The sequence below is a fragment of the Brasilonema octagenarum UFV-OR1 genome, from assembly GCF_963888615.1.
Taxonomy (GTDB): Bacteria; Cyanobacteriota; Cyanobacteriia; order Cyanobacteriales; family Nostocaceae; genus Brasilonema; species Brasilonema sennae.
In genome coordinates this window covers 35955-57172 of record NZ_CAWPKW010000213.1, presented here as the reverse complement: position 1 = coordinate 57172, position 21218 = coordinate 35955, and the positions used below count along the sequence as shown (strand labels likewise).

The window sequence follows — 21218 nt, the reverse complement described above, 5'->3', positions numbered from 1 at the left end:
ATGTCCACGCATTATCCTTACATTCGGGCTTCGATTTTCTAGGAAACGCAGTAGCTGGACTCAAAATACGAAGTTATGCTTTGTTTGGTTCGGATAATGGTCAACCCGGTGGTACTAATCCTTATCAAGGTGACACTAGTATTAATGAATATCGAGCGCTGCTCTGCATTAATAAAGAGACAGTCGCTCCGGCACCAGCAAGTCTGCCGCCATCTAGTGTAAGACCTGGTGGTGCGACTAAAGGCTCTTGGTCTGGCGGTACAGTGTTGGTGATTCCCAATATCCAAGGGAAGCAATTAACGTCTGTTGCAGTTGCAGACAAGATGTGCGAAAAGGCAGGACAAATTACTCGCGGTATTTCTGGATATCGTATGGCAGAATTCCATGATGGTACTGATCCTAACGCTGGATGGAGTTTCTGGGCAGAAGGCGAGGACGAGATAAACGGTTTTGTTCCTAACCGCTTTTGGGTTCGCATTAATGACCAACCTGCGAATCCTTGGGGTAATTAACATTAAATAAGTCGGCGCAAAAAATTAAAAGTTTGTAGTAAGCGCTTACTACAAACGAATTTTCAAACTTTACTTTTCTTTACATAGCCCCTGCCTGATTGAATTATCAAACAGGTATGTCGATTTGATTGAGTGAGGGTTTGATCTGTTAATATCACCGCCCTGTATCCCTGGCATAAAAGTCTATCGCCTACCGTGCGTGAATTTATTAACCTGGCAGTTGATCGATTTCAGCATGGACTAGCAAAATTGATCGAAAAAATGAAACACCCGAGTTATTGAGTGGATACCTTTTTTTGAATGTCTTGTTTGATAAGTTCAAGGTCAGTATAAGAGTCAGCAACCCTAATCAGACTTTCATTAGTCATACAACCCAAACCAACAACTTCCACTTTAACTCCTCGGTAGGTAATGTTATCTACAGCATAAGCAAGGTCGCCATCTCCACTCAACAGAACTAAAGTGTCGCAGTACCTTGCTAAGGTCATCATATCGACAGCAATCTCTACATCCAAATCCGCTTTTTTAGAGCCATTAGGGAGCACAATGAGTTCTTTACTCACTACACGATAGCCATTGCGACTCATCCACATCAAAAAACCTTGCTGTTTATCATTCGTGTAATCAACACCTGTATAAAAGTAAGCCCTAAGCAGTTGACGCTTTTTTGTTAGGTAGCGCAGCAGTTTAGTGTAATCAATTTCAAGATTGAGGTGCATAGCTGAGTAAAACAAGTTTGCACCATCAATAAAAATGGCAATGCGCTGGTCTAGCTTCTTGTCTGGATTGTTTTTCTCGCACGGTTGTAAGGTATTTGCGCTTACAGTATCTGGTTTTTCAAATGCAGAAAGCTGTGTCATATTCAACAGTGGCTCAGGCTCCAACTTTAAGCGTCGCTGGTTATTATGCTGAGGTCGTGGAAGTAGCTGCATGGAAATATGACTCCGAGCGTGCGTGATTTTTTTTAAAGATAGCGGTGAAAATTATTCGACTCATGAATGAATAGATAGAGAAAACTGACAAATTAATATTTTCTTTATTTTCTACTATGGTTTGTCTTGCAAATCATCTAATTACGTACAATTCTTTACTTTTTGTAATCTTTATTCTAACAAAAGATAAAAAACTAAAAGATTGACCGAAAATCTGTGAAGTTGATAGTAGCTTTGGTAGTGCGTCGTTCACTGCGCCCACACACATAATCGTTGGGTAAATCCCGCTCAAACAAAGCCACCGTCTAGAATTGACGTCCTGCTTGAATCCACGCTTCGGGAGCATGCTCGGGTGCTTGTTTAAAACTCTGACAAGAAACCTGACACACAAGTGCGCCCAATTTTGCTCTTTGGGCAATATTGAGTAAGCTTAGTGAAGGGGTTGAACTTGTGTAAAACTGCAAGACTGCCACGAGCAATCGTCGTGCCCACCTAGGTTGCCTGTGGCGATCGCTATAGTTTTCTTGACAAAAAAATTAGGCGATGGATGCCCTCTGTTGCTGTCGCATTGTCCATCCTCGCCCAGTTTTACATACTTTTGTGAAAAGCCCAGTGAAGCAGAAATTATACTTAAATACTAGACTTGTGTGGCGTTGTATTAGTTTTATGGAGTAGAGGCTTATGTTTGGATTGGGATGGACGGAAGTAGGTGTCATTGTTTTGGTCGCTGTCGTGATTTTTGGACCAAAAAAAATTCCGGAGTTAGGCAGCGCACTGGGGAAAACTCTGCGGGGTTTTAAGGAGGAACTGAAAAATCCCAGTGAGGATACTAATCCGGAAGAAGAAAAACAATAGTCCTTTGTCGTTTGTCGTTTATTTTTCGTAATGACAAATGAACGGCACTCACTTCAAGTCGGGAAACCCGAATCAAGTGCTGCCTGATTCTGACTATAACAGCGTGTTGACGACAGTTGATTTCACCCCAACTTGAGAATCTATGGTAGACGGGTTAGTTTGTTGGAGTATGTCGTCTTTGACGACTCCACGTGCTGTAATTAAGGCAATAGCACGGCTAATGCTTTCTGGCAAAATGACCACTAGACTGTTATCTGGAGCCATGTCCAATGCTCTGTTAACGGCTTCTGTTTCGCTCAGAATTTTTTGATGCTGGTAGTTGGGGTTAACTTGCTTGATACCTTGAACAATTAAATCAGCAGCGCTACCGCGTGCCCGTCCCCTAGTATCGTCATCTTCTTTGACGATGATAGAGTCAAAAATTTCCGCTGCTAGTTTGCCAAGCATAACGAAATCTTCGTCGCGGCGATCGCCAGGTCCGCCAACAACTCCAATCCGTTTGCCAGAAATCCAATTGCGGACGAAAGCACCCAACGCTTGATAACTAGCTGGGTTGTGGGCATAATCTACCAAAGCGTGATAATTCCCCAAATTAAACAAATTCATTCGTCCGGGTGTTTGACTCACCGAAGCGCGAAAGGTATTTAAGCCAGCACGACTTTGTTCTATGGTGACATTTTGTACGAACGCTGCCAAAGAAGCTGCTAAAGCATTGGCAATCATAAACGGCGCACGTCCACCCATTGTCAGGGGTATATTTTCTGCCCGTTCAATCCGGTGCGTCCAATCACCTTTTAAGATTGACAGATAGCCATTTTCATAGACTGCGGCTACTCCTCCCTTTTGAATGTGCTTTCGCACCAATTCCGATTCCGGATTCATAGTGAAGTAGGCAATATTGGCTTTTGTTTTTTCTGCCATAGCAGCAACTCTGTGATCATCAGCGTTGAGGACTGCATAACCGTCAGGAAACACAGCTTCAGCAACCACACTCTTGAGATGCGCCAACTGGTCAATAGTATCAATATCGCCTATGCCCAGGTGGTCAGAGGCAACGTTTAATATCACGCCCACGTTAGCATTTTCAAAAGCCAGTCCAGACCGAAGAATACCACCACGAGCAGTTTCGAGTACCGCCACTTCCACTGTTGGATCTTGCAGGATGAGTTGGGCACTTTGGGGACCTGTATTGTCTCCTGACTCTACCAAGTAATCCCCGATATATGTCCCATCCGTAGTTGTATAACCTATGACTTTGTTAGTTTGCTTAAAAATGTGTGCCAACAGCCGAGTCGTGGTGGTTTTGCCGTTGGTGCCCGTTACAGCAAGAATGGGTATGTGAGTGATTTTATCCGCTGGGAACAGCATATCTATGACTGCTCCTCCGACATTACGAGAAATCCCTTGACTTGGAGCAACATGCATCCGGAATCCGGGAGCGGCATTAACTTCTACAATCACACCATCCACTTCTCGCAAGGGACGGCTAATATCCGCTGTGACAATATCAATTCCTGCAATATCCAAACCGATAACTTTCACTATCCGTTGTGCCAGCCAAATATTTTCTGGATGAATTTCATCTGTACGGTCTATGGCAATGCCCCCTGTACTCAAGTTTGCCGTTGCCCGCAGATAGCAAATTTCGTTCTTAGGTAAGACGCTATTAAGAGTGAAACCTTGTTTTTCCAGGAGTTGGTAGCTGGTGCGATCGAGTTCAATTTTGGTGAGGACATTATCATGTCCGTCACCACGGTTTGGATCTTTGTTAGTTTCTTCAATCAGTTCAAAGACAGTAGATTTGCCATTGCCCACCACATGAGCGGGCACACGTTCAGCAACTGCCACAACTTTGCCATCCACCACTAATACCCTGTGATCTCGCCCAGTGTAATACCGCTCAACAATAATTGCTCGGGAAACCTGTCTAGCAGAATCGTAGGCAGCTTCGGCTTCTTCCCTGGAAGTGATATTAATGGAGATACCACGTCCGTGATTGCCATCTAAAGGTTTGATGACAATAGGGTAGCCGCCAACGTATTCTATGGCTTCTAGTAAATCATCCAAGAAGTTGATCACGGTACCTCTTGGTACTGGGACTCCAGCGTTGGCAAGAACGCGTTTGGTGGCTTCTTTATCGCAGGCGAGTTCTACTCCCAAGATGCTGGTATGATCTGTCATCGTCGCTTGTACTCGCTTTTGATTCACGCCGTAGCCCAACTGAATCAAAAAGCGTGCGCCGAGCTGCATCCAAGGAATGCCTCTTTTTTCTGCTTCTTTGACAAGTGTATCCGTACTCGGTCCTAAAGCCGCGTCACGCCATAAGTCTTTGAGGTCTTGCAAATCTTGCTCTAACTCTGCCTTTGGATAACGACCTCGATCAACTATACTTTGGCATAGCCGCACTGCTGCTCTGCCAGCGTAGCGTCCCGCTTCCTCGTTCAGATATTCGAGCACTACCTGGTATACTCCCGATGTTGATGTTTCTCGGGTCCGACCAAAGCCTACGTTCATTCCAGTCAAATCTTGCAATTCTAGGGCTACGTGTTCCACAACATGACCCATCATGGTGCCTTCGCGCACTCGCATCAAAAAACCACCACGACAGCCCGGTGAGCAAAAATGACCTTCCAGACTCGGCAGTGCCTCCACTAATCCTTCATAGAAGCCGGGAATTTCATTTGTGGGCGTCTCGGCAAGGTTTTCTAAATCGAGGCGCATGATAATTAGCTTGTGGCGTCGAATGCTCCAATAGTTGGGGCCGCGTAAGGTCTGGATCTTGAGGATTCTCATGGGAAATAGGTAGATGGAGATTCGGAACCAATGTTCTAGTTTCTTACTGGAATTGACCGCTTAACTGTTCATAGTAAACAGTTTTTTCTTCTTACATCGTATTATTCTCATTTTTTTGGCTGCAAGCAACCTAAAATCTAGCGGTCAATTCAGTGTTCGTTTCGATTACCAATGTAACATCAGCTACTCATATCGTCAGCTGGAGACACGGTACACAGCAGGTAATACTGTACGCTGATACATGTGATAACGATCACCATGACTGAGAAGATGCAGTCGTAGATTATGGATGTTTAAGGGTTCAGTTGCTCCCACATGTGGCTCATTCGTGTGAGTTACCTCAGTTGGATCTACAATCGTAACACTACCTTTTCCTAGGACTTGTAGCCAACCATCCCGCTCGAACATGGCACATGTATCTTCATCAATCCCAATCCCTAGGCGATCTGGATGAGCTGCAAGCGCGCTCATCAACCGCACCATACGATTGCGATTGTGGAAGTGTTGATCTACTATCACCTCTGGGATCAATGCTAAACCTGTAGCCATATCCACTAGGGAGCGATTTGGCGATTCGCCGCTACCACCCCCTGCGATCATGTGATGCCCCATCACAGCTGCTCCTGCACTCGTCCCAGCTACGGTGAGTTGTCCAGATCTAACGCGTTGCCGGATAATATCCATTGCTGGTGTATCTGACAAAACCCCACACAGACGCAATTGATCTCCGCCTGTCAAAAATACTCCTGTACAGTTTTCTAGAGATGCTTGGATGTAAGAATCTTTACACTGATCCCGTTCTCGAATATCTAAGATTTCGACTTTCTTAGCACCCATTTCTTCAAAAATACGAATATATCTACCACCTATGATGCTTGGTTCGCGGGAGGCAGACGGGATAATTGTAATGTGGCCATTGCCGGCACCAGACCGACTGACAAATGTTCGCAAAATTTCGCGTCCATGTACTTTGTCTTCTGCGCCTCCGATGACCATAACGGCGGTTTTGGTTGCTTGGGGTGTCCTCATTTCCAGCGATTTGACTTTTAATTGCGGCATTGTGTTTGTTCTCCGTCAACAACTTCAGGTCAATTAAACAAAGTAGCTTTCGCCTGATTCTTTTTATGCTTTGCCTCTTATGGAGGAGAGTGCTTCATGTACAAAATGCCTCAGCTTGTGGAACATCCTTTGCCATTCCTTTTGGGTTTGTTCTTTCACATTCGCTCCCAATAGGGTATGGTGTAACGGCGGATGGCTTTGCGCCTCTGGATCTGCTGTACGGGCGCAAGGAATTGTGCCCGTACTGGTGTAAGGTAAGAAGGTGATTTGAACACCTGTGTCCATGAAGATTTGGTTTTAGTCTTGTGAATTTGTTCATGAAGAAAAACAACGAGATTCTTTTTTTAATACCCTGAGTTCATATCTCTCGGGTTCTCTACGTCATACCACCAACACTTCCCAGCGTGGAGGAACAAAAGCAGATCTTGACGCACTTTTTGGTGAGGCAAGCTACATGCATCGGAAGAAGTTGTTAACTCGGTTCAGTTTAATAATTTAAATGTAGATGTGACAATATTTAAACATAAATTAAGTAATTAGAAAAACTTGTGTTGACACGGAAAACCCAATATTTCCGGTACTTTGAGACACAATTGATGATGTTGATTTGTCTTGTCGGACAACATCGTTTTCAAATCATCCAATTTTAGATTAGTGTCCTCCAATACGAAATACTGTGCGCTTTGATATAGTTACGCTGTTTCCTGACTGTTTTACCTCAGTTCTCACAACCGGGCTAATAGGTAAGGCTCTAGCAAAGCAGATTGCCCAAGTGCATCTGATTAATCCACGGGACTTTACCACTGATAAGCACCGGAAAGTTGATGATGAACCTTACGGCGGTGGTGTCGGGATGCTGATGAAGCCAGAACCTATCTTTGCTGCTGTAGAGTCCCTGCCAGCTTTACATCGACGAGAGGTTATTATGATGAGTCCTCAAGGTCAAACCATGAATCAGCCACTGTTACGAGAATTGGCGACAAATTATGACCAATTGGTAGTAATTTGTGGTCATTATGAAGGAGTAGATGAGCGGGTACTCCATTTAGTTGACCGCGAGGTCTCTTTAGGCGATTTTATTCTGACTGGTGGAGAAATTCCAGCAATGGCATTAATGAATGGTGTTGTACGCCTTTTACCAGGAACAGTCGGTAAAGTCGAGTCCCTAACGGCGGAAAGCTTTGAAGAGGGATTGTTGGACTATCCCCAGTATACCCGTCCTGCGGTGTTTCGTGGCTGGAAAGTTCCTGAGGTCTTGCTTTCTGGCAATCATGCTGCAATTTATAAGTGGCGCTATGAACAACAAATCACCAGAACACGCCTGCGCCGCCCTGATTTGTTAAAAAGTTGGGAACACAAGCACAGCGAGCACCAGGAGTAGCACAGAAATTATAACTCCCAATCCTCGCTTCGTTTTCTACCAAACTCTTGACTTGTGAGTACTAACTAATGACTAATGACTAATGAACGGCACATGCTAACTCCTGCGGAGACGCTCTTGCAACAAGTCGGGAAACCCGACGGCACTACCTTCTCCCAAGGGGAGACGCCAAAGGCGAACAAGTCGGCATAGCCGCCCAACGGTGTGCCTCCCCAAGGCAGTGCCTCCTAATGACTAATGACTAATGACTAATGATTAAAAAATGAATATTCGTATTGGTAACGGCTACGATATCCACCGCTTGGTGAGTGATCGCCCTCTAATTTTAGGCGGAGTCCATATACCCCACTCTCTGGGTTTGCTAGGACACAGCGATGCTGATGTTCTGACACACGCGATTATGGATGCTATGCTGGGGGCGCTTTCTTTGGGGGACATTGGACATTATTTTCCTCCCTCAGACCCCCAATGGGCAGGAGCAGATAGTTTGGTACTGTTGAGTAAAGTTCATCAACTGGTTCGCCAACACGGTTGGCAAATAGGTAATGTTGACTCAGTGGTTGTGGCGGAACGCCCGAAATTGAAACCCCATATTGAGAAGATGCGGCAAACAATAGCACAAGTTTTGCAAGTACAGCCGAATCAAGTTGGTGTCAAAGCGACTACCAACGAAAAACTTGGTCCTACTGGACGCGAGGAAGGTATTTGTGCGTACGCTGTTGTCTTGCTTGAGAAGTTGGAAGATTCTGCTTGCTGAATAAATTTGAACAAGACTGGGTATAGGCAATACAGTTCGGTTAAGGCGTAGAAACCGGGTTTCTGTCCGGGTGCTTATCCGAACCGTATTGGGGGTGTAGGGGAGCCAGTGCCCTTTGGGTATGCCTCCGGCACGGGCTTTGCCGAACGCAGTCGCGCCCGAGAGCGCAGACCGTCCTCATGCGCGCTGTCTCACCGTGGGCGGGTTTCCCGACAGCCAGGCATCTGGCGTTGTAGGGGAAAGAAAATAAGTTGCGTTCAAAGTGTTGGCTTCCATTACTTCTAATTATTGTTTCAAAAAAAAATTACGTTTGATCATCTCAGTGAGAAAACTTAAAGTAAAACTAAAGTTGCCAACGCACTCAGACAAAAAAAACAGCAGACAATAAATTCTCCTGTGAACACAGCCTCATCTAAATCTTTATTACTTAGTCTGCCTGAAAGTTTGCCAAAAAATCTCTAGTTATCAAAGGAGAAAAATCATGAAACTTCTGAAAATTGCACTTGCGATCGCAGTTCTGTTTGTTAACTTAACTTTAGCCCAGCCTTCCTGGGCAGATAGACCCAAGTTTAGCAAGAACCCCGATTACATCGAAGTCACAAAAACCATTCAAGAACTGAAGAAAAGTGCTGAAGGTACGATCCCTGCAGATGTACAACGTCAAATTGATGAATTAGAGTTTCAAAAAGCAGCCATAGAGTCAGGGACAGCTTGGGGACAATGTCGTAATGAGAGTGGCGGTAACCTAGCAATCTACGGTACTGGTAGCGAAGAGTCTGGTAACAGCAATCAACTTTACTTCTTGGCAAATAAACAAACGACACCTGATCAATGGGATTGTCAGGGTGTTTATCTTCCCGCTGATGTGAAAGTTACAGGATTGGATAAAACTGGTGCTGTTGCTGTCAAGATTATGGATGGTACACAACTTTTAGTCAAGAAAAACCCAGATACTTCGGAATTGGAATTAAATCTCCCCAATGCCAAAATTGTTAAGCCTGGTGAAACCGACTGGTTTATTCCAAATGTATCGCAAGCTTTTCTTGATTCTCGTATTCCCAATACATTGACTGCTGCAGAAAATGACTAATTTTAAATTGTTGTAACAGCGTTCGTTAGTCAGATAGATATTGAGTTAATTTTATCTGTAGATTAAATAGGACTGGGACTGATATAACTTTCGCTATTAAATGTAGGTTGAAGAAAACCAGAATTCTAGCCCTATTTTCATAAAAATCATTTTTTTAAATAAATTTATAATACTAATAAATAAATGATGGCAACACATGGATTGACATAATTGGTTTATGTTTAATCGCAGAGTCTAGAGATGCTTTTCGCGATTCTGCATAATCGGTGTTGATGGTTTGGAGTCGGAGACACTAATCGTCAGGTAACTTTCATAATTACAATTATTCTCCCATTTGCACGGTTGTATTTGTGCTGAATCTAGTTTATAAATCACGCTCTTAGGTCAGAGATAGCTAGTCTATGACTCATTTTTATGCGTTTTATTTGGGGCTATTTTGATAATTATCTTGTTTTCTTAATCTTGATTTAATAATTACAGCACATTGCAAGTAAATCAAGTACAACACTAAGAGCTAAAAGCCAGACTCTAAGCCCTTTTTACTTCTGACTTCTGACGACTGACGCCTCTATTCTGCTGTATATTTAATAAATTTTGTTTATTGTTTTCAAAAAAAAGAATATTTGCTCTTATTTGGGTAAAACCATAATATTGAGAACAAGCTAAGTTGTTAAGAAAAAAATCTCAAATGTGATTAATAGTAATCGCCTCGAAAGAAAAAACAATTGAATAATCCCCTAAACTGCCATCATTTCTATAAGCAGAGTAAGGATTAGAGAAATAAATTTGAACCTTTGTGAACAATAACTATGAGTTGGCTAATTGCTACGTTAATTATTGGTATCTCTACCGCTTGTGCAACTACCTTTGACGACAATATCTACTTGACAGCTTTTTTTGGAAAAGTCAATAACACCTTTCGTCCTAAGCATATTATTCTGGGTGAATTTGTTGGATTTACTGCTTTAATATTTGCTAGTCTCCCTGGTTTTTTTGGTGGTTTATTTCTTCCAGAAGCTTGGATTGGATTGCTAGGCATCTTGCCAATTATCATTGGTATCAGTCATTTAATGAGTCGAGATAATGATGCAGATACAATCCAAGATGTGTCAGTTAATTTTGGTCATTCAGTAAAATTCAGACGTCAGAAAAAATCATTTTTTGGAACTCTACGCGAACCTCAAACTTACCGTGTTTCGGCAGTCACTATTGCTAATGGAGGAAATAACATTGGTATTTATGTACCGTTGTTTGCTACTACCAATCTGCCAAGCTTAGGAGTGATTTTGTGTGTTTGCTATTTGACTGTTGGGGTGTGGTGCTTTCTCTCTTACCATATGACTCGTAATCCGCTCATGGCTCCACTTATGGCTCGCTATGGTCGAAAAGTCTTTCCATTTGTGTTAATTTGGCTGGGATTCTCGATAATGATGAAAAGTGGAACATTTCAACTTGTTCCCAGCCTAGCAATGCTTTTTAATTAAATGTTGAGCGATAGCGTAAGCGCAAGCGCACGCCAAGGGCGTTCGCGCAGCGTCTCCGTAGGAGATACGCGTAAGCCTGTCCCCTTGGGACTCAGCGCTGCTGCTTTGCTGCAGTTCGCGTTTTAATTAGAAACTTGCTACCTTCGTTCAGTGTAGAAAAAAGTGCTCTTCTACCTCCACTACTGATTAGTTCTAACTTCTGGCTACATCTCCCTAGAACTTGATTAATAGATTCGGGAGAAAAGCCAAGTTTTAAACAAGCTTCAAAGTTGATTTTAAATGAATCCAAACAAACTAGAGTTACAGCTTGCTTTGAAGATGAGATAAGGAAATTTAGTCCAAGTGCAATAAATTGGGTATTGAATGCCCTAATACAAATATAATGACTATGAAACTTCTCCAAATCGCTTTATTAGTCTTAATACTTTCAATCAATTTAGTAGTTGCTTACCCCTCCTGGGCAGACGAAACACCGCATTTTAGTAAACAGCCTGACTACTTAGTAGGTCAAAAAGTTGTTTGGCTTTATAAAGCTCGTACTGGCTCTGATAATATTCAGAGAATTCCTGGCGAAGTAGTTAAGCTAGGCTCAAAGAAGGTACAAGTTAGAGTGCGGAAACGCAACAACGAGTTCGTCAATCGTTGGGTGAATCGAGACAAACTGGAAAATCGCTAAAAGGTTGTTTGAAAAATCTAATAGATTACTTACCCAAACGTCTGTATTTATTATACAGTAAAGGTTCTGAGCGTTTTTAGTATAAATGCACGCGAGAATTTCAGACTAAAAGTAAATCATCACTTTTATCTATTGTTAGGAAAAATAATAATATTTGCTTTTAGAGTTTGATTGGTTCTATCTTGAAATCAAGGTGAACTAAAAGCAGATAAAAAAAGATTACCAAGAACGAGAGGAATAAACTAATGAACAAACAAAATTCAAAAACATTAACCTCCTGGATTGTGACTGCTGTATTTATTGTGTTAATAGCGGGATTATCTCTGTTTAATCAGCCCAGTGCTTTTGCTCAATCAGAAACACTACCTGTTGTACCTACTGAATCAGTACCTGCTCCCGTAGTATCTCCAACTCCCGCCACACCTCCAACAACATGGTTTGTAGATCCTGTAGCAGCAAATGTCAGACGTTTATTAACAACCAATGAATGTGTTGGATGTAATTTATTTGAAGCACAACTAGAGAGAGTAAATCTGCTGGGAGCTAATTTGGAAGGTGCAAACTTACAAGAAGCAGAATTAGAAAAGGCGAATTTACAGGGAACAAATCTACAAACAGCTAATTTGCAAGGAGTAGATTTCAGCAAAGCAAACCTGCAAGGAGTAAATCTCCAAGGAGCAAACCTATATGATGCAGATTTAGAGGGGGCTAACTTGCAAGGAGCAAATTTGCAAGGGGCAAATCTACAGAAAGCTGATTTACAAAAGACAAATCTTACAACAGCAAATATAGAAGGAGCAAACTTACTAGGGGCTGATTTAGAAGATGCATTCTTACCCCCAGGATCGCAACTCAATATCAGTTTCAGTAAATAAGTGGTTAGGCAAAATTAAAGTTATGGGTGGAGGTAAGGGGATAGGGAACTCTTAACACAGAATAGGATAGAGACATGCGTGATGTCAGAAACCCGGTTTCGCAGAAGTTACCGGGTTTCTAGATTTTGAGTACCCCCACTCCAATCGCCCCAAAATCAACCATACTGACATCTTCCTTACTGAAGTAGTATTGTCTGTATTATCACTTAGGTGCCAAATATCGCAATCCTAAATATTCATGATAAACAAGATCCCCGACAACTTTTAAAGGAGTCGGGGATCTGTCGCTTTCAATTCTCACAAATCAAATATAATTACTAGAGCAATCCTAAGATATGGCGGTTCTCGCTAAACTTCCATAGCCGCACGCAGTTGATCCCGGTTATGCGGTGCATCAAAATCAATGATTGGTCCTTTCGGTACAATTCCAGTTGGGTTTACGTTGGGATGACTTTTGTAATAATGTCGTTTGATGTGATCCAGGTTACAAGTTTCTTTAACTCCTGGCTGTTGATAAAGGTCTTTGAGATAATTCCACAGATTGGAATAATCTACAATCCGACGTAAGTTACATTTGAAATGGACATAGTAAACCGCATCAAAGCGAAACAGAGTTGTAAACATACACCAGTCCGCCTCAGTGATTTGTTCACCACAAAGATAGCGTTGCTTTCCTAACACTTGCTCCCAGTGATCAAGAGCATCAAAAAGTTCGGTTACCGCTTCATCATAAGCTGATTGTGTCGTGGCAAATCCCGCGCGGTAAACACCATTATTTATCGGCTGGTAAATTGCATCAATTGTCTTGTCAATAACTTTTTGTAAATGTTCTGGATAAAAGTTTACATCTTGTTTGGCGAAGACATTAAACTCTGTATCTAACATCCGTATAATTTCGCGGGATTCGTTATTGACTATTGTCCCAGTTTGTGTGTCCCATAAAACTGGGACTGTCACCCGTCCACTATAGTTAGGATCAGCTTTGAGATAAACTTGCCAGAGATACTGAGTTCCATTGACTGTATCAGGAATGCTCCCCGGTTCATCAGAAAATTCCCAGCTGTTATCATGAATTTCTGCCGCTACCACGGACATGCTGATGACATCTTGCAACCCTTTCAATTGGCGCATAATAGCAGTGCGGTGTGCCCAAGGACACGCCCAGGAAATGTACAAGTGATAGCGCCCTGGTTCTGCTTTAAATTCGCTGGAGCCATCTGCTGTAATCTGGTTACGGAAAGTTGTTGAAGGACGGAGAAATTTACCTTGTGAGTCTTCTTGCTGGCGATCGCTTACCCACTTACCATCCTTGAGGATTCCCAAGCCCATAAGTTTAGTTAGTAGTTAGTCGTTACTAGTTATATCTAATAATCAACAATTGCCTAAGCGTCTTTAGATAGAACTACTAACAGCATTGTAAATTATTACTAACAATGACTAACTCATAACTACTAACCAATAAATCCTAACTATTGCTCATTCAGGATTTTAGGTACCTTGAAAAAGTCGCCTTCTTGTTCCGGCGCACTCTCAAGAATATCTTCGCGGTTGGGATAAGGTTGTAAATCGTCTGCCCGCGTCACATTCTTCACATCAATTGCTCGTAATGTTGGTGGCACATTATTCACATCCAATTCACTCAGTTGTTCAAAATAGTCAAGAATAGTTCCCAACTGAGTTGTGAATTTCTCTTCTTCTTCAGGCGTCAACTCTAAACGCGCAAGATTAGCTACTTTATGAACTTGTTCACGGTCAATCATGGTTAGTCATTAGTCATGAGTCATTAGTGAGACCAGTGCTGCGGGAGGGTTTCCCGACAGCCAGGCTTCTGGCGTTAGCGTTTGCGCAGCGCCAAAGTCTGCCGGGGGGAGTATCCCCCCGGCGAGCTTTGCCCCTTAGGGGCTAGCGGAACCGGAGGTTCTCCCCGAAGGGTCATTAGTCATTAGTATCATGACAAACGACTAACGACAAATTATTAAAAGAATACGTCAATTTGGGAGCGTCCACTGGTCTTTAACCAGTTTTGAGCTTCGATGTAGTTATTGGGAGCTTGGCGAATAGCTCTAATCCAGTAATCAGCCGCTTTGTCAAACAGTGCTTCTCCCCCGTCTTCGTCTCCTGCTTCTTTCGCCTTTTCCCCTTTATAGTGGTAAATAACAGCGATGTTGTTTAAAGCTTGGGGTAAGCGTGGATTAAATTCCAGTGCTTGATGATACAACTCTAGAGCTTTGTCATGTTCGCCGTTGCTGGCGTGTATCAAACCCATGTTATAGAGGATATAGCTTCGGTCGTTGGTGTCTTCTTCAAGTTCTAAAGCCTCTCTATAGTTGTCCAAGGCTTCAGCGTATTCTCCTTCCGACTGAGCGGACATTCCATCTCGGTAATAAACAAAGGCTTCTTTAGCTTTTTTATTAGTTGGCAGAAGCTTGAGGATCAGATCTGCCATGACTGTAAAGCTTTTGTCAACAAAGTTATCGTTTTTCTGGGTTCTTGGCATAACAACTTATGTGATAGGTTTGCCGCAATCATGACGATGACTGGGTACTTGAGGAGCGCTCTTTGCACTCACTACAAGTTAATGTAACTGATTAGTACCTCATGAACAGTTACAAAGGCTTAATACAATCTGAAATATTTTGCTTAGGGCTGTTGACAACTTTGCTTACTGGGTAAGCAGTCATCGCTTCAGATGGGTAGGGGTGCAGCAGTTGTTGTAGCGCCTCACGTGTTTGTACTTCTGGATTTAACCATACATCGTAATCCTGCTGTTGAAGAATAACTGGCATACGCTGATGAATCGGCTGCACTAATTCGTTTGCCTCTGTGGTCAAAATTGTACACGATGTGATTTCCTCACCTTCGGGCGATTGCCATTGCTCCCACAACCCTGCAAAGCCAAAGGGTTTTCCTTGTTGTAGACGAAAATAATAGGGCTGTTTTTGATTTTCTTGAAACTGCCACTCGTAAAAGCCGTCTGCTACTACCAAACAGCGACGGTGCTTGAATGCAGAGCGGAAAGCTGGTTTTTCTGCTACTGTTTCTGCCCTAGCGTTGATCAGCTTGACTCCGATTCCTAAATCTTTTGACCAAGAGGGAATTAAACCCCAACGTAACTTCTGAAATTCACGTTGTTCGCTTTCTTGATTATACAAGACTACTCCCACCATTTGCGTAGGAGCGATGTTATATTGCGGCTCTAAATCAGGAAGTTTTTCTACATGGAAGGTTTTGTATAATGCTTCTGCTGTTTGGATTAAAGTAAATCTTCCACACATAGTTTTTCTTCTATCGCTTATTAAGATTACAACGTCGAAATCCTGCAACAAATATTACTTTTATTATTTATTAATCAGAGAATTGTGTTTCGTACTAAAATGCTATACATCAAACAATTTTAGCATATTTATTTGTATATTTCGATAATATGCTGTATTTGTACGGCATAACTCATTAACCATTTCATCTCAACTTATTGGCATGAAAAACCTGCGTTTGTATGATTTTTTACCCTCTGGCAATGGTTACAAGATTCGTCTTTTATTGACGCAAATTGGCATGCCATTTGAGAGGATAGAGGTTGATATCACTAAAGGTGAGTCTCGAACGGCAGAATTCTTAGGTAAAAATTCCAACGGAAAAATTCCCGTTTTGGAAGTTGAACCAGGGAAATATTTAGCTGAATCAAATGCCATTATGATTTATCTGAGTGAAGGAACAGAGTTTTTACCATATGATCCCTTTTTTAAAGCCCAAGTACTGCAATGGTTGTTCTTTGAACAATATAGCCATGAGCCTTATATTGCTACACCGAGATTTTGGATTTCTATTTTAAATAAGGCTCAGGAATACCGTGAAGTTATAGAGCAAAAACGTGAACCTGGTTACGTAGCTCTTAGGGTGATGGAAAAACACTTATCCAACCACGCTTATTTTGTAGGAGAGCGTTATACAATTGCTGATATTAGCTTGTTTGCTTACACTCATGTTGCTGATGAAGGTGGGTTTGACTTGACACAATTTCCTGCTATCCAAGATTGGATAGAAAGAGTGAAAGCACAACCTGCCTATATTAGTATTACAGAAGAGTTAAAGCATTAGTTTAGCTAGACATAATTGAAAGAAAAGCCAGAATTCAGGAATTGCTGAATTCTGGCTTGGTGAATTCTTCTTTAAGATAGTCTAATCTGTATCAATCTCAATCAGCTTTTGCCGAGAAGATAAACCAGACTTAATTTTGATATGCGATTTTGATACATCAAATTTTTCCGCTAGTAGTTTAATTAACTCTTCATTAGCCTTGCCATCTACAGGAGGGGATTTGAGATGCACTTTAAGACTACCATCAGCTTCTTCCTCAATCTTTTGAATTTTTGAATTAGGTTTAACTTTAACTTTTTTTTGCATAACCTTTACGATGTAATTGACGCAACCACAACCAACCTAAAACACTACCCAACACTTAACAATTCAAAATTCAAAATTCAAAATTAAAGACAGTTTCCGCCCTTGGATTTAAACCAAGGGCGAAAACTGAGTCCCCAGTGTCGTGGGCAAGTTTCCCGACAGCCCAACATCTGGCGTGTTACGTGTAGACGTAGGGATCACCAGATCCTTTAAAGTACGATCATTAAACCACTCATGAGCAGGACCAGTGTAGTACTTAAAGAAAAAGCCCATCGTTACAACGATGAGCATACAGACGATGATATAAAAGATTTAAGTTGGTTTTGATAGCATTTTCGCAACCAGGAACTAACAAAGATTTTTGTCCTTGCACCAAAGCTTTTTGGGTTGGGATTTGTGAAATCTAAAATCTTGTTACGGATATCTTCTGCTACCAGGACCTACCACACCAATTTTGTGGCGATAGGATAGTTCAGCACCGAACCAGCCAGAAGCACTCGTCAGCGTACCGACAACAAGTGAGATTAAGAGTCCCCAAGGTAATATTGCTGACTCAGGGTTGCCGAGACGCAGAATGAAGTTAACGGCGCTCAACACTAGAAGCACTACATTAAGAATCAGGTGCGCCCAGCCAGCAGAACGCTTGCGGACTCGTTCAATTTGCAAAAAGTCGCTTATGCCGATCAGCGCTGCTAAAACGCCTCCAAGCAATCCCAGTCCGATTAACCACAGCGAAGCTTTTGCCCAAAAGAAATCATGAGTTAACCAGTAGCCGAAGTCGCTACCCAAAGCGCCGGCTAAAAAGGCTATGGGAAAGACGACACTCAGGGGGTGTAAGGGATGCCCTGCGATCGCAACAGTGCTAGGTACACCAGTATCATGATACTCTCTATCATCACTCTCAATAACTGGTGGCAGATTTGGGAACGGTGTCGAACTTCTTTCTGTAGTTTCCATAATTTTTACTCTCCTTAAGGATCCTAATTTTATGCGGAGGGAATTTGCTCCACGTGAGCTTCAGCTTGCAGTATCAGTTTAGCTGTTTCCACTTCAAGTTGTTTAACTCGTAGAGTTATTCCTTGTAAATCAAAGTTACTCAGATTCAAAATTTCGCTTGTTGCATCTATCAAAGCTTTTGTCAACTCTGGTGAGATTTCCTGTGTATCACCATACTCAACATTTTCTAGAGAAACTGTTTCTCCATTCGCACTCACTTTCGGTACTGCGGAGAAAGCTACTTGATGAGTTTCATTCGTTTCTTTTAATAGAATAGAAGCGCTTAATTCGACTTTATTATTACCAGGTAAATGAAAATCCACGTGTTGAGGAATAATTGTTGTTAACTGCCCGTTGACGTGAATTTTCTGGCTTTGCAACTGTGAACGGATATATTCTGAGTTGAAGGCACGGTTGATATCGTTTTCGAGCAAAACAACTTGTGTACTTGCTTGCGTTGGTTTTGTCAGTTCAATCTTACCAAAAGCTGCACTTAAAGGATTAATGGCAATGCTACCCGTTTGCATTTTCAACTCCTCCGCTCGGAGGTCTTTTTGCATTACCAATCCTTTGCCTTCTATTGAAACTGAATCAACCTCTCCTTGAATCACTTTCAGTGGGTCTGTTTTGACATCTACATCGAGATATTCTACTTTATCTAACTGGCTAGATAACGCGATTTCTACAGCTTTGTTCAGTGCCTGCTCCCCTAACCCCTGATTATCCGGCATTCTGAATTGATATCCTTTTTTGACTTTTCTTGCGTAAATCTAGAAAATTAATATTAAAAATTAATCTATCTGCCGAATGAGGATAAAAAAAACAATTATCTATCTCAAAGTAGAACATAAAAACTTATTAAGTTTTCTTCTCCTTTTTCTACCCAGGGTTTATGAGCTATCGGTCAAAAGAAAGATGGAACCTTCTTGATAGCTGTGTCACTTTGAGAGAGTAAATAACACGAAAAACTTGATCCTGAGGGGATACCAGAAAATGGTTGCAACACTAGATGATACCAAGCGTTCTGCTATTGCGATTCAACTGGCAGATCTGAAAGCACTTCAACAGTTGATTATTGAAAATGAAGAACAGCTTATCAAACAAGTCAGTGACCAAGAAATCGCTAAGCGCCTCCGGGACTTTCTCGAAGATGACAGAAAAAATCTGGGCGTTTTGGAAACTGTTATCGGTCAGTATGGCATCCAAGCCGAGCCAAAAAAAACCATTACAGAAATGATTGAAAAGGTTCGTCAATTGCAGCAAGGCTCTAAGCTGAGCCTGTACGAGAAAGTATTTCAGCATGAATTGCTCAAGCACCAGCAAGTTATGACCGGTTTGACAGTTCACAAGGCAGCACAAAAAGTTGGTGCTGACGTGTTACTGGCAATTGGACCTCTGAATACAATTAACTTTGAGAACCGCGCTCACCAAGAGCAACTCAAAGGTGTTCTAGAAGTTTTGGGTGTTCGTGAACTGACGGGACAAGATGCTGATCAAGGAATTTGGGCACGCGTTCAAGACGCTATGGCTGCAGTCGGTGGCGTTTTAGGTAGTGCTGTTACCCAAAACACTGACAAGAAGGATCTGAACATCCAAGATGTTATTCGTTTGGATCACGGCAAGGTTAACACCTTGTTCACTGAACTTTTGGCAAGCCAAGATCCCCAAAAGATTCAAGAGTACTTTGGTCAAATCTACAAGGATTTGAGTGCTCACGCTGAAGCTGAAGAACAAGTCGTCTACCCGAGAGTCCGTCCTTTCTACGGTCAGAACGACACTCAAGAACTGTATGATGAACAAGCGCAAATGAAGAAGATGTTAGAGCAAATCAAGGGTATCAACCCTTCTAACATGGAGCAATTCAAAGGTCAAATCAAACAGCTTATGGACGTTGTTGGCGACCACATGCGTCAAGAAGAAAGCTCGATGTTTGCTGCGATTCGCAACAACTTGAGCACTGAACAAAGCGAGCAACTGGCTACAGAATTCAAAGCCGCTAAGACTGAGATTCAAAAGAAATTGGGCGTAGTCGGCGCTAAGTAGTTTCTGGAACCACAAGACGCAAATATTTGCATCTTGCGGTTAGTTTTGCTAGAATAGCGACTCCCAACACGGTAGATGCTGGGAGTTTTTCTTTGGATATCTAAGTTTATCAAGTTTGGTGCCAGTATTTGTAGGCTGTATACGCCATCGTGACAACTCCAGTAATAATGGCAGATTCATTCACCTCAAAGAGTGGATGGTGCAACGGGTAATTAATCAGCCTATCTTTGAAGCCCACACCCAAGCGAAACATACTACCAGGAGCGTGTTCTAAATAAACAGAAAAATCTTCAGCACCAAGAGAAGGTTCGGGTAAGACTTGAACGCGATCGCTACCCCATGCTTCTTCTGCTGCTAATTGCGTCAACTGCGTTAGGGAATAATCGTTTTGCACGCTAGGCACGCCTTGGCGATAATCTACCTGATATTTTGCACCGTACGGCTCACATACGTTAGCGACAATTTTTTCAATCCAATTTGGAAGATTGGCACGGGTTTCGGGATGGAGAGAACGGACTGTTCCCAACAACTGCACTTTATCAGCAATCACGTTTGGCGCTCTACCACCGTTAATCTGCCCTATGCTTAACACGACAGGACGTAGAGGATTCTGGGTTCGGCTAATTGCTTGTTGCAGTGTAGTTATGACTTGCGAAGCAATCCAGATAGCATCTACCGCCTCATGGGGACGAGCACCATGTCCGGATTCACCGATAATGATAATCTCTAAAGTATCAGCAGCTGCCGTTAACGCGCCGTAACGCACACCAATCGAACCTGCGGGTATCGAAGGGAAAACATGAAGGCTAAGTATATTTGAAACCTGGTTCATTACGCCATCGTCTATCATCCAACTAGCGCCCTGGGCTATTTCTTCTGCTGGCTGAAATAAGAACCGTATTCCACCCGGTAACTCCTCTGCTATTTGAGACAGTACCATTGCCGTTCCTAAGCCGACTGTCGTGTGGACATCGTGACCACAAGCGTGCATAATACCTAGTGAGCGAGAGGCGAACTCTAGACAAGCGCGTTCTGTAATTGGTAACGCATCCATATCAGTGCGAATTGCCAATAGACGCTCATCTTTGCCAGTACCTTGCAGTTCTGCAACAACGCCAGTTTTACCCACCCGCTCTTTTACGTGAAGACCATTAGAAGATAAAATACCAGAAACAAAAGCAGATGTTTGCTGTTCTTGACCACTAAGTTCTGGGTGAGAGTGGATGTGACGGCGAATCTCAATTAAGCGAGGTGCCAGTTTGATTGCCAAGTCTTTAATAAGAGTGAGCATTGGTGAATTAAGTTACACAGTGTTTTGTCATTTTTCTCATGATAAAGAAATGTTAACTAAATGCTGATTG

The 21218-nt window shown here is 42.4% G+C and carries 22 protein-coding genes; 10 read left to right on the top strand and 12 right to left on the bottom strand.

Features of this window, described 5'->3' with window-relative positions:
- Nucleotides 1-80 precede the first annotated feature (80 nt).
- Nucleotides 81-512: a hypothetical protein gene (locus AC5590_RS16230; protein WP_169264595.1), complete on the top strand. Its 432-nt coding sequence runs from the start codon at nt 81-83 to the stop codon at nt 510-512.
- Between the two features lie 275 nt (nt 513-787).
- Here AC5590_RS16230 and AC5590_RS16225 read toward each other — a convergent pair whose 3' ends face one another.
- Nucleotides 788-1444: a LabA-like NYN domain-containing protein gene (locus AC5590_RS16225; RefSeq protein WP_169264594.1), complete on the bottom strand. Its 657-nt coding sequence runs from the start codon at nt 1442-1444 to the stop codon at nt 788-790.
- A gap of 681 nt (nt 1445-2125) precedes the next feature.
- Here AC5590_RS16225 and tatA point away from each other — a divergent pair.
- Nucleotides 2126-2299 carry a twin-arginine translocase TatA/TatE family subunit gene (tatA, locus tag AC5590_RS16220; protein WP_169264593.1) on the top strand — a complete coding sequence of 58 codons (174 nt, stop codon included), beginning with the start codon at nt 2126-2128 and terminating at the stop codon, nt 2297-2299.
- Nucleotides 2300-2392: 93 nt separating this feature from the next.
- On the opposite strand, the gene cphA is transcribed toward tatA, so the two are convergent.
- From cphA to AC5590_RS16205, 3 genes are all read right to left on the bottom strand, one after another.
- Complete coding sequence (gene cphA, locus AC5590_RS16215) at nt 2393-5092, bottom strand: cyanophycin synthetase (RefSeq protein WP_169264592.1); 2700 nt, start codon at nt 5090-5092, stop codon at nt 2393-2395.
- 195 nt (nt 5093-5287) lie between these two features.
- A complete protein-coding gene (locus AC5590_RS16210; RefSeq protein ID WP_169264591.1) occupies nt 5288-6151 on the bottom strand; it encodes a cyanophycinase in 864 nt (287 codons plus the stop codon).
- A gap of 63 nt (nt 6152-6214) precedes the next feature.
- Nucleotides 6215-6436, bottom strand: coding sequence for a hypothetical protein (locus tag AC5590_RS16205; RefSeq protein ID WP_169264590.1), 222 nt, complete (start codon nt 6434-6436; stop codon nt 6215-6217).
- A 391-nt stretch (nt 6437-6827) separates the two neighbouring features.
- Here AC5590_RS16205 and trmD point away from each other — a divergent pair, with 391 nt between their 5' ends.
- The 6 genes from trmD to AC5590_RS16175 all read left to right on the top strand — a co-directional run bounded on the left by trmD (nt 6828) and on the right by AC5590_RS16175 (nt 12414).
- Nucleotides 6828-7532 (top strand): tRNA (guanosine(37)-N1)-methyltransferase TrmD, encoded by a 705-nt coding sequence (gene trmD, locus AC5590_RS16200; protein ID WP_169264589.1) that lies wholly within the window; start codon nt 6828-6830, stop codon nt 7530-7532.
- Nucleotides 7533-7794: 262 nt separating this feature from the next.
- A complete protein-coding gene (gene ispF / locus AC5590_RS16195; protein WP_169264588.1) occupies nt 7795-8289 on the top strand; it encodes a 2-C-methyl-D-erythritol 2,4-cyclodiphosphate synthase in 495 nt (164 codons plus the stop codon).
- A 481-nt stretch (nt 8290-8770) separates the two neighbouring features.
- A complete protein-coding gene (locus AC5590_RS16190) occupies nt 8771-9379 on the top strand; it encodes a hypothetical protein (RefSeq protein WP_169264587.1) in 609 nt (202 codons plus the stop codon).
- An 809-nt stretch (nt 9380-10188) separates the two neighbouring features.
- Nucleotides 10189-10863 carry a cadmium resistance transporter gene (locus AC5590_RS16185; protein WP_169264586.1) on the top strand — a complete coding sequence of 225 codons (675 nt, stop codon included), beginning with the start codon at nt 10189-10191 and terminating at the stop codon, nt 10861-10863.
- 388 nt (nt 10864-11251) lie between these two features.
- Complete coding sequence (locus tag AC5590_RS16180; RefSeq protein WP_169264585.1) at nt 11252-11539, top strand: hypothetical protein; 288 nt, start codon at nt 11252-11254, stop codon at nt 11537-11539.
- Between the two features lie 245 nt (nt 11540-11784).
- On the top strand, nt 11785-12414 hold the full coding sequence (locus AC5590_RS16175; protein WP_169264584.1) for a pentapeptide repeat-containing protein: 630 nt from the start codon (nt 11785-11787) through the stop codon (nt 12412-12414).
- Between the two features lie 348 nt (nt 12415-12762).
- Here the strand turns inward: AC5590_RS16175 and AC5590_RS16170 are convergent, their stop codons facing one another.
- The 4 genes from AC5590_RS16170 to AC5590_RS16155 all read right to left on the bottom strand — a co-directional run bounded on the left by AC5590_RS16170 (nt 12763) and on the right by AC5590_RS16155 (nt 15689).
- On the bottom strand, nt 12763-13743 hold the full coding sequence (locus AC5590_RS16170; RefSeq protein ID WP_169264583.1) for a glutathione S-transferase family protein: 981 nt from the start codon (nt 13741-13743) through the stop codon (nt 12763-12765).
- A gap of 140 nt (nt 13744-13883) precedes the next feature.
- A complete protein-coding gene (gatC, locus tag AC5590_RS16165; protein ID WP_169264582.1) occupies nt 13884-14174 on the bottom strand; it encodes an Asp-tRNA(Asn)/Glu-tRNA(Gln) amidotransferase subunit GatC in 291 nt (96 codons plus the stop codon).
- Between the two features lie 215 nt (nt 14175-14389).
- Nucleotides 14390-14911, bottom strand: a complete 522-nt coding sequence (locus AC5590_RS16160) for a photosystem I assembly protein Ycf3 (protein ID WP_169264581.1) — start codon at nt 14909-14911, stop codon at nt 14390-14392.
- 109 nt (nt 14912-15020) lie between these two features.
- On the bottom strand, nt 15021-15689 hold the full coding sequence (locus tag AC5590_RS16155; protein ID WP_169264580.1) for an SOS response-associated peptidase: 669 nt from the start codon (nt 15687-15689) through the stop codon (nt 15021-15023).
- A gap of 202 nt (nt 15690-15891) precedes the next feature.
- Here AC5590_RS16155 and AC5590_RS16150 point away from each other — a divergent pair, with 202 nt between their 5' ends.
- A complete protein-coding gene (locus AC5590_RS16150) occupies nt 15892-16512 on the top strand; it encodes a glutathione S-transferase family protein (protein ID WP_169264579.1) in 621 nt (206 codons plus the stop codon).
- Nucleotides 16513-16593: 81 nt separating this feature from the next.
- Here the strand turns inward: AC5590_RS16150 and AC5590_RS16145 are convergent, their stop codons facing one another.
- From AC5590_RS16145 to AC5590_RS16135, 3 genes are all read right to left on the bottom strand, one after another.
- Nucleotides 16594-16818: a DUF167 domain-containing protein gene (locus AC5590_RS16145; protein WP_048869566.1), complete on the bottom strand. Its 225-nt coding sequence runs from the start codon at nt 16816-16818 to the stop codon at nt 16594-16596.
- 414 nt (nt 16819-17232) lie between these two features.
- Nucleotides 17233-17775 (bottom strand): DUF2231 domain-containing protein, encoded by a 543-nt coding sequence (locus AC5590_RS16140; protein ID WP_169264578.1) that lies wholly within the window; start codon nt 17773-17775, stop codon nt 17233-17235.
- 29 nt (nt 17776-17804) lie between these two features.
- On the bottom strand, nt 17805-18545 hold the full coding sequence (locus AC5590_RS16135; RefSeq protein ID WP_169264577.1) for an LmeA family phospholipid-binding protein: 741 nt from the start codon (nt 18543-18545) through the stop codon (nt 17805-17807).
- A gap of 262 nt (nt 18546-18807) precedes the next feature.
- On the opposite strand from AC5590_RS16135, the gene AC5590_RS16130 reads away from it, so the two are divergent.
- A complete protein-coding gene (locus AC5590_RS16130; RefSeq protein WP_169264576.1) occupies nt 18808-19857 on the top strand; it encodes a hemerythrin domain-containing protein in 1050 nt (349 codons plus the stop codon).
- Nucleotides 19858-19966: 109 nt separating this feature from the next.
- Here AC5590_RS16130 and AC5590_RS16125 read toward each other — a convergent pair whose 3' ends face one another.
- On the bottom strand, nt 19967-21148 hold the full coding sequence (locus AC5590_RS16125; RefSeq protein WP_169264575.1) for a M20 family metallopeptidase: 1182 nt from the start codon (nt 21146-21148) through the stop codon (nt 19967-19969).
- Between the last annotated feature and the right edge of the window lie 70 nt (nt 21149-21218).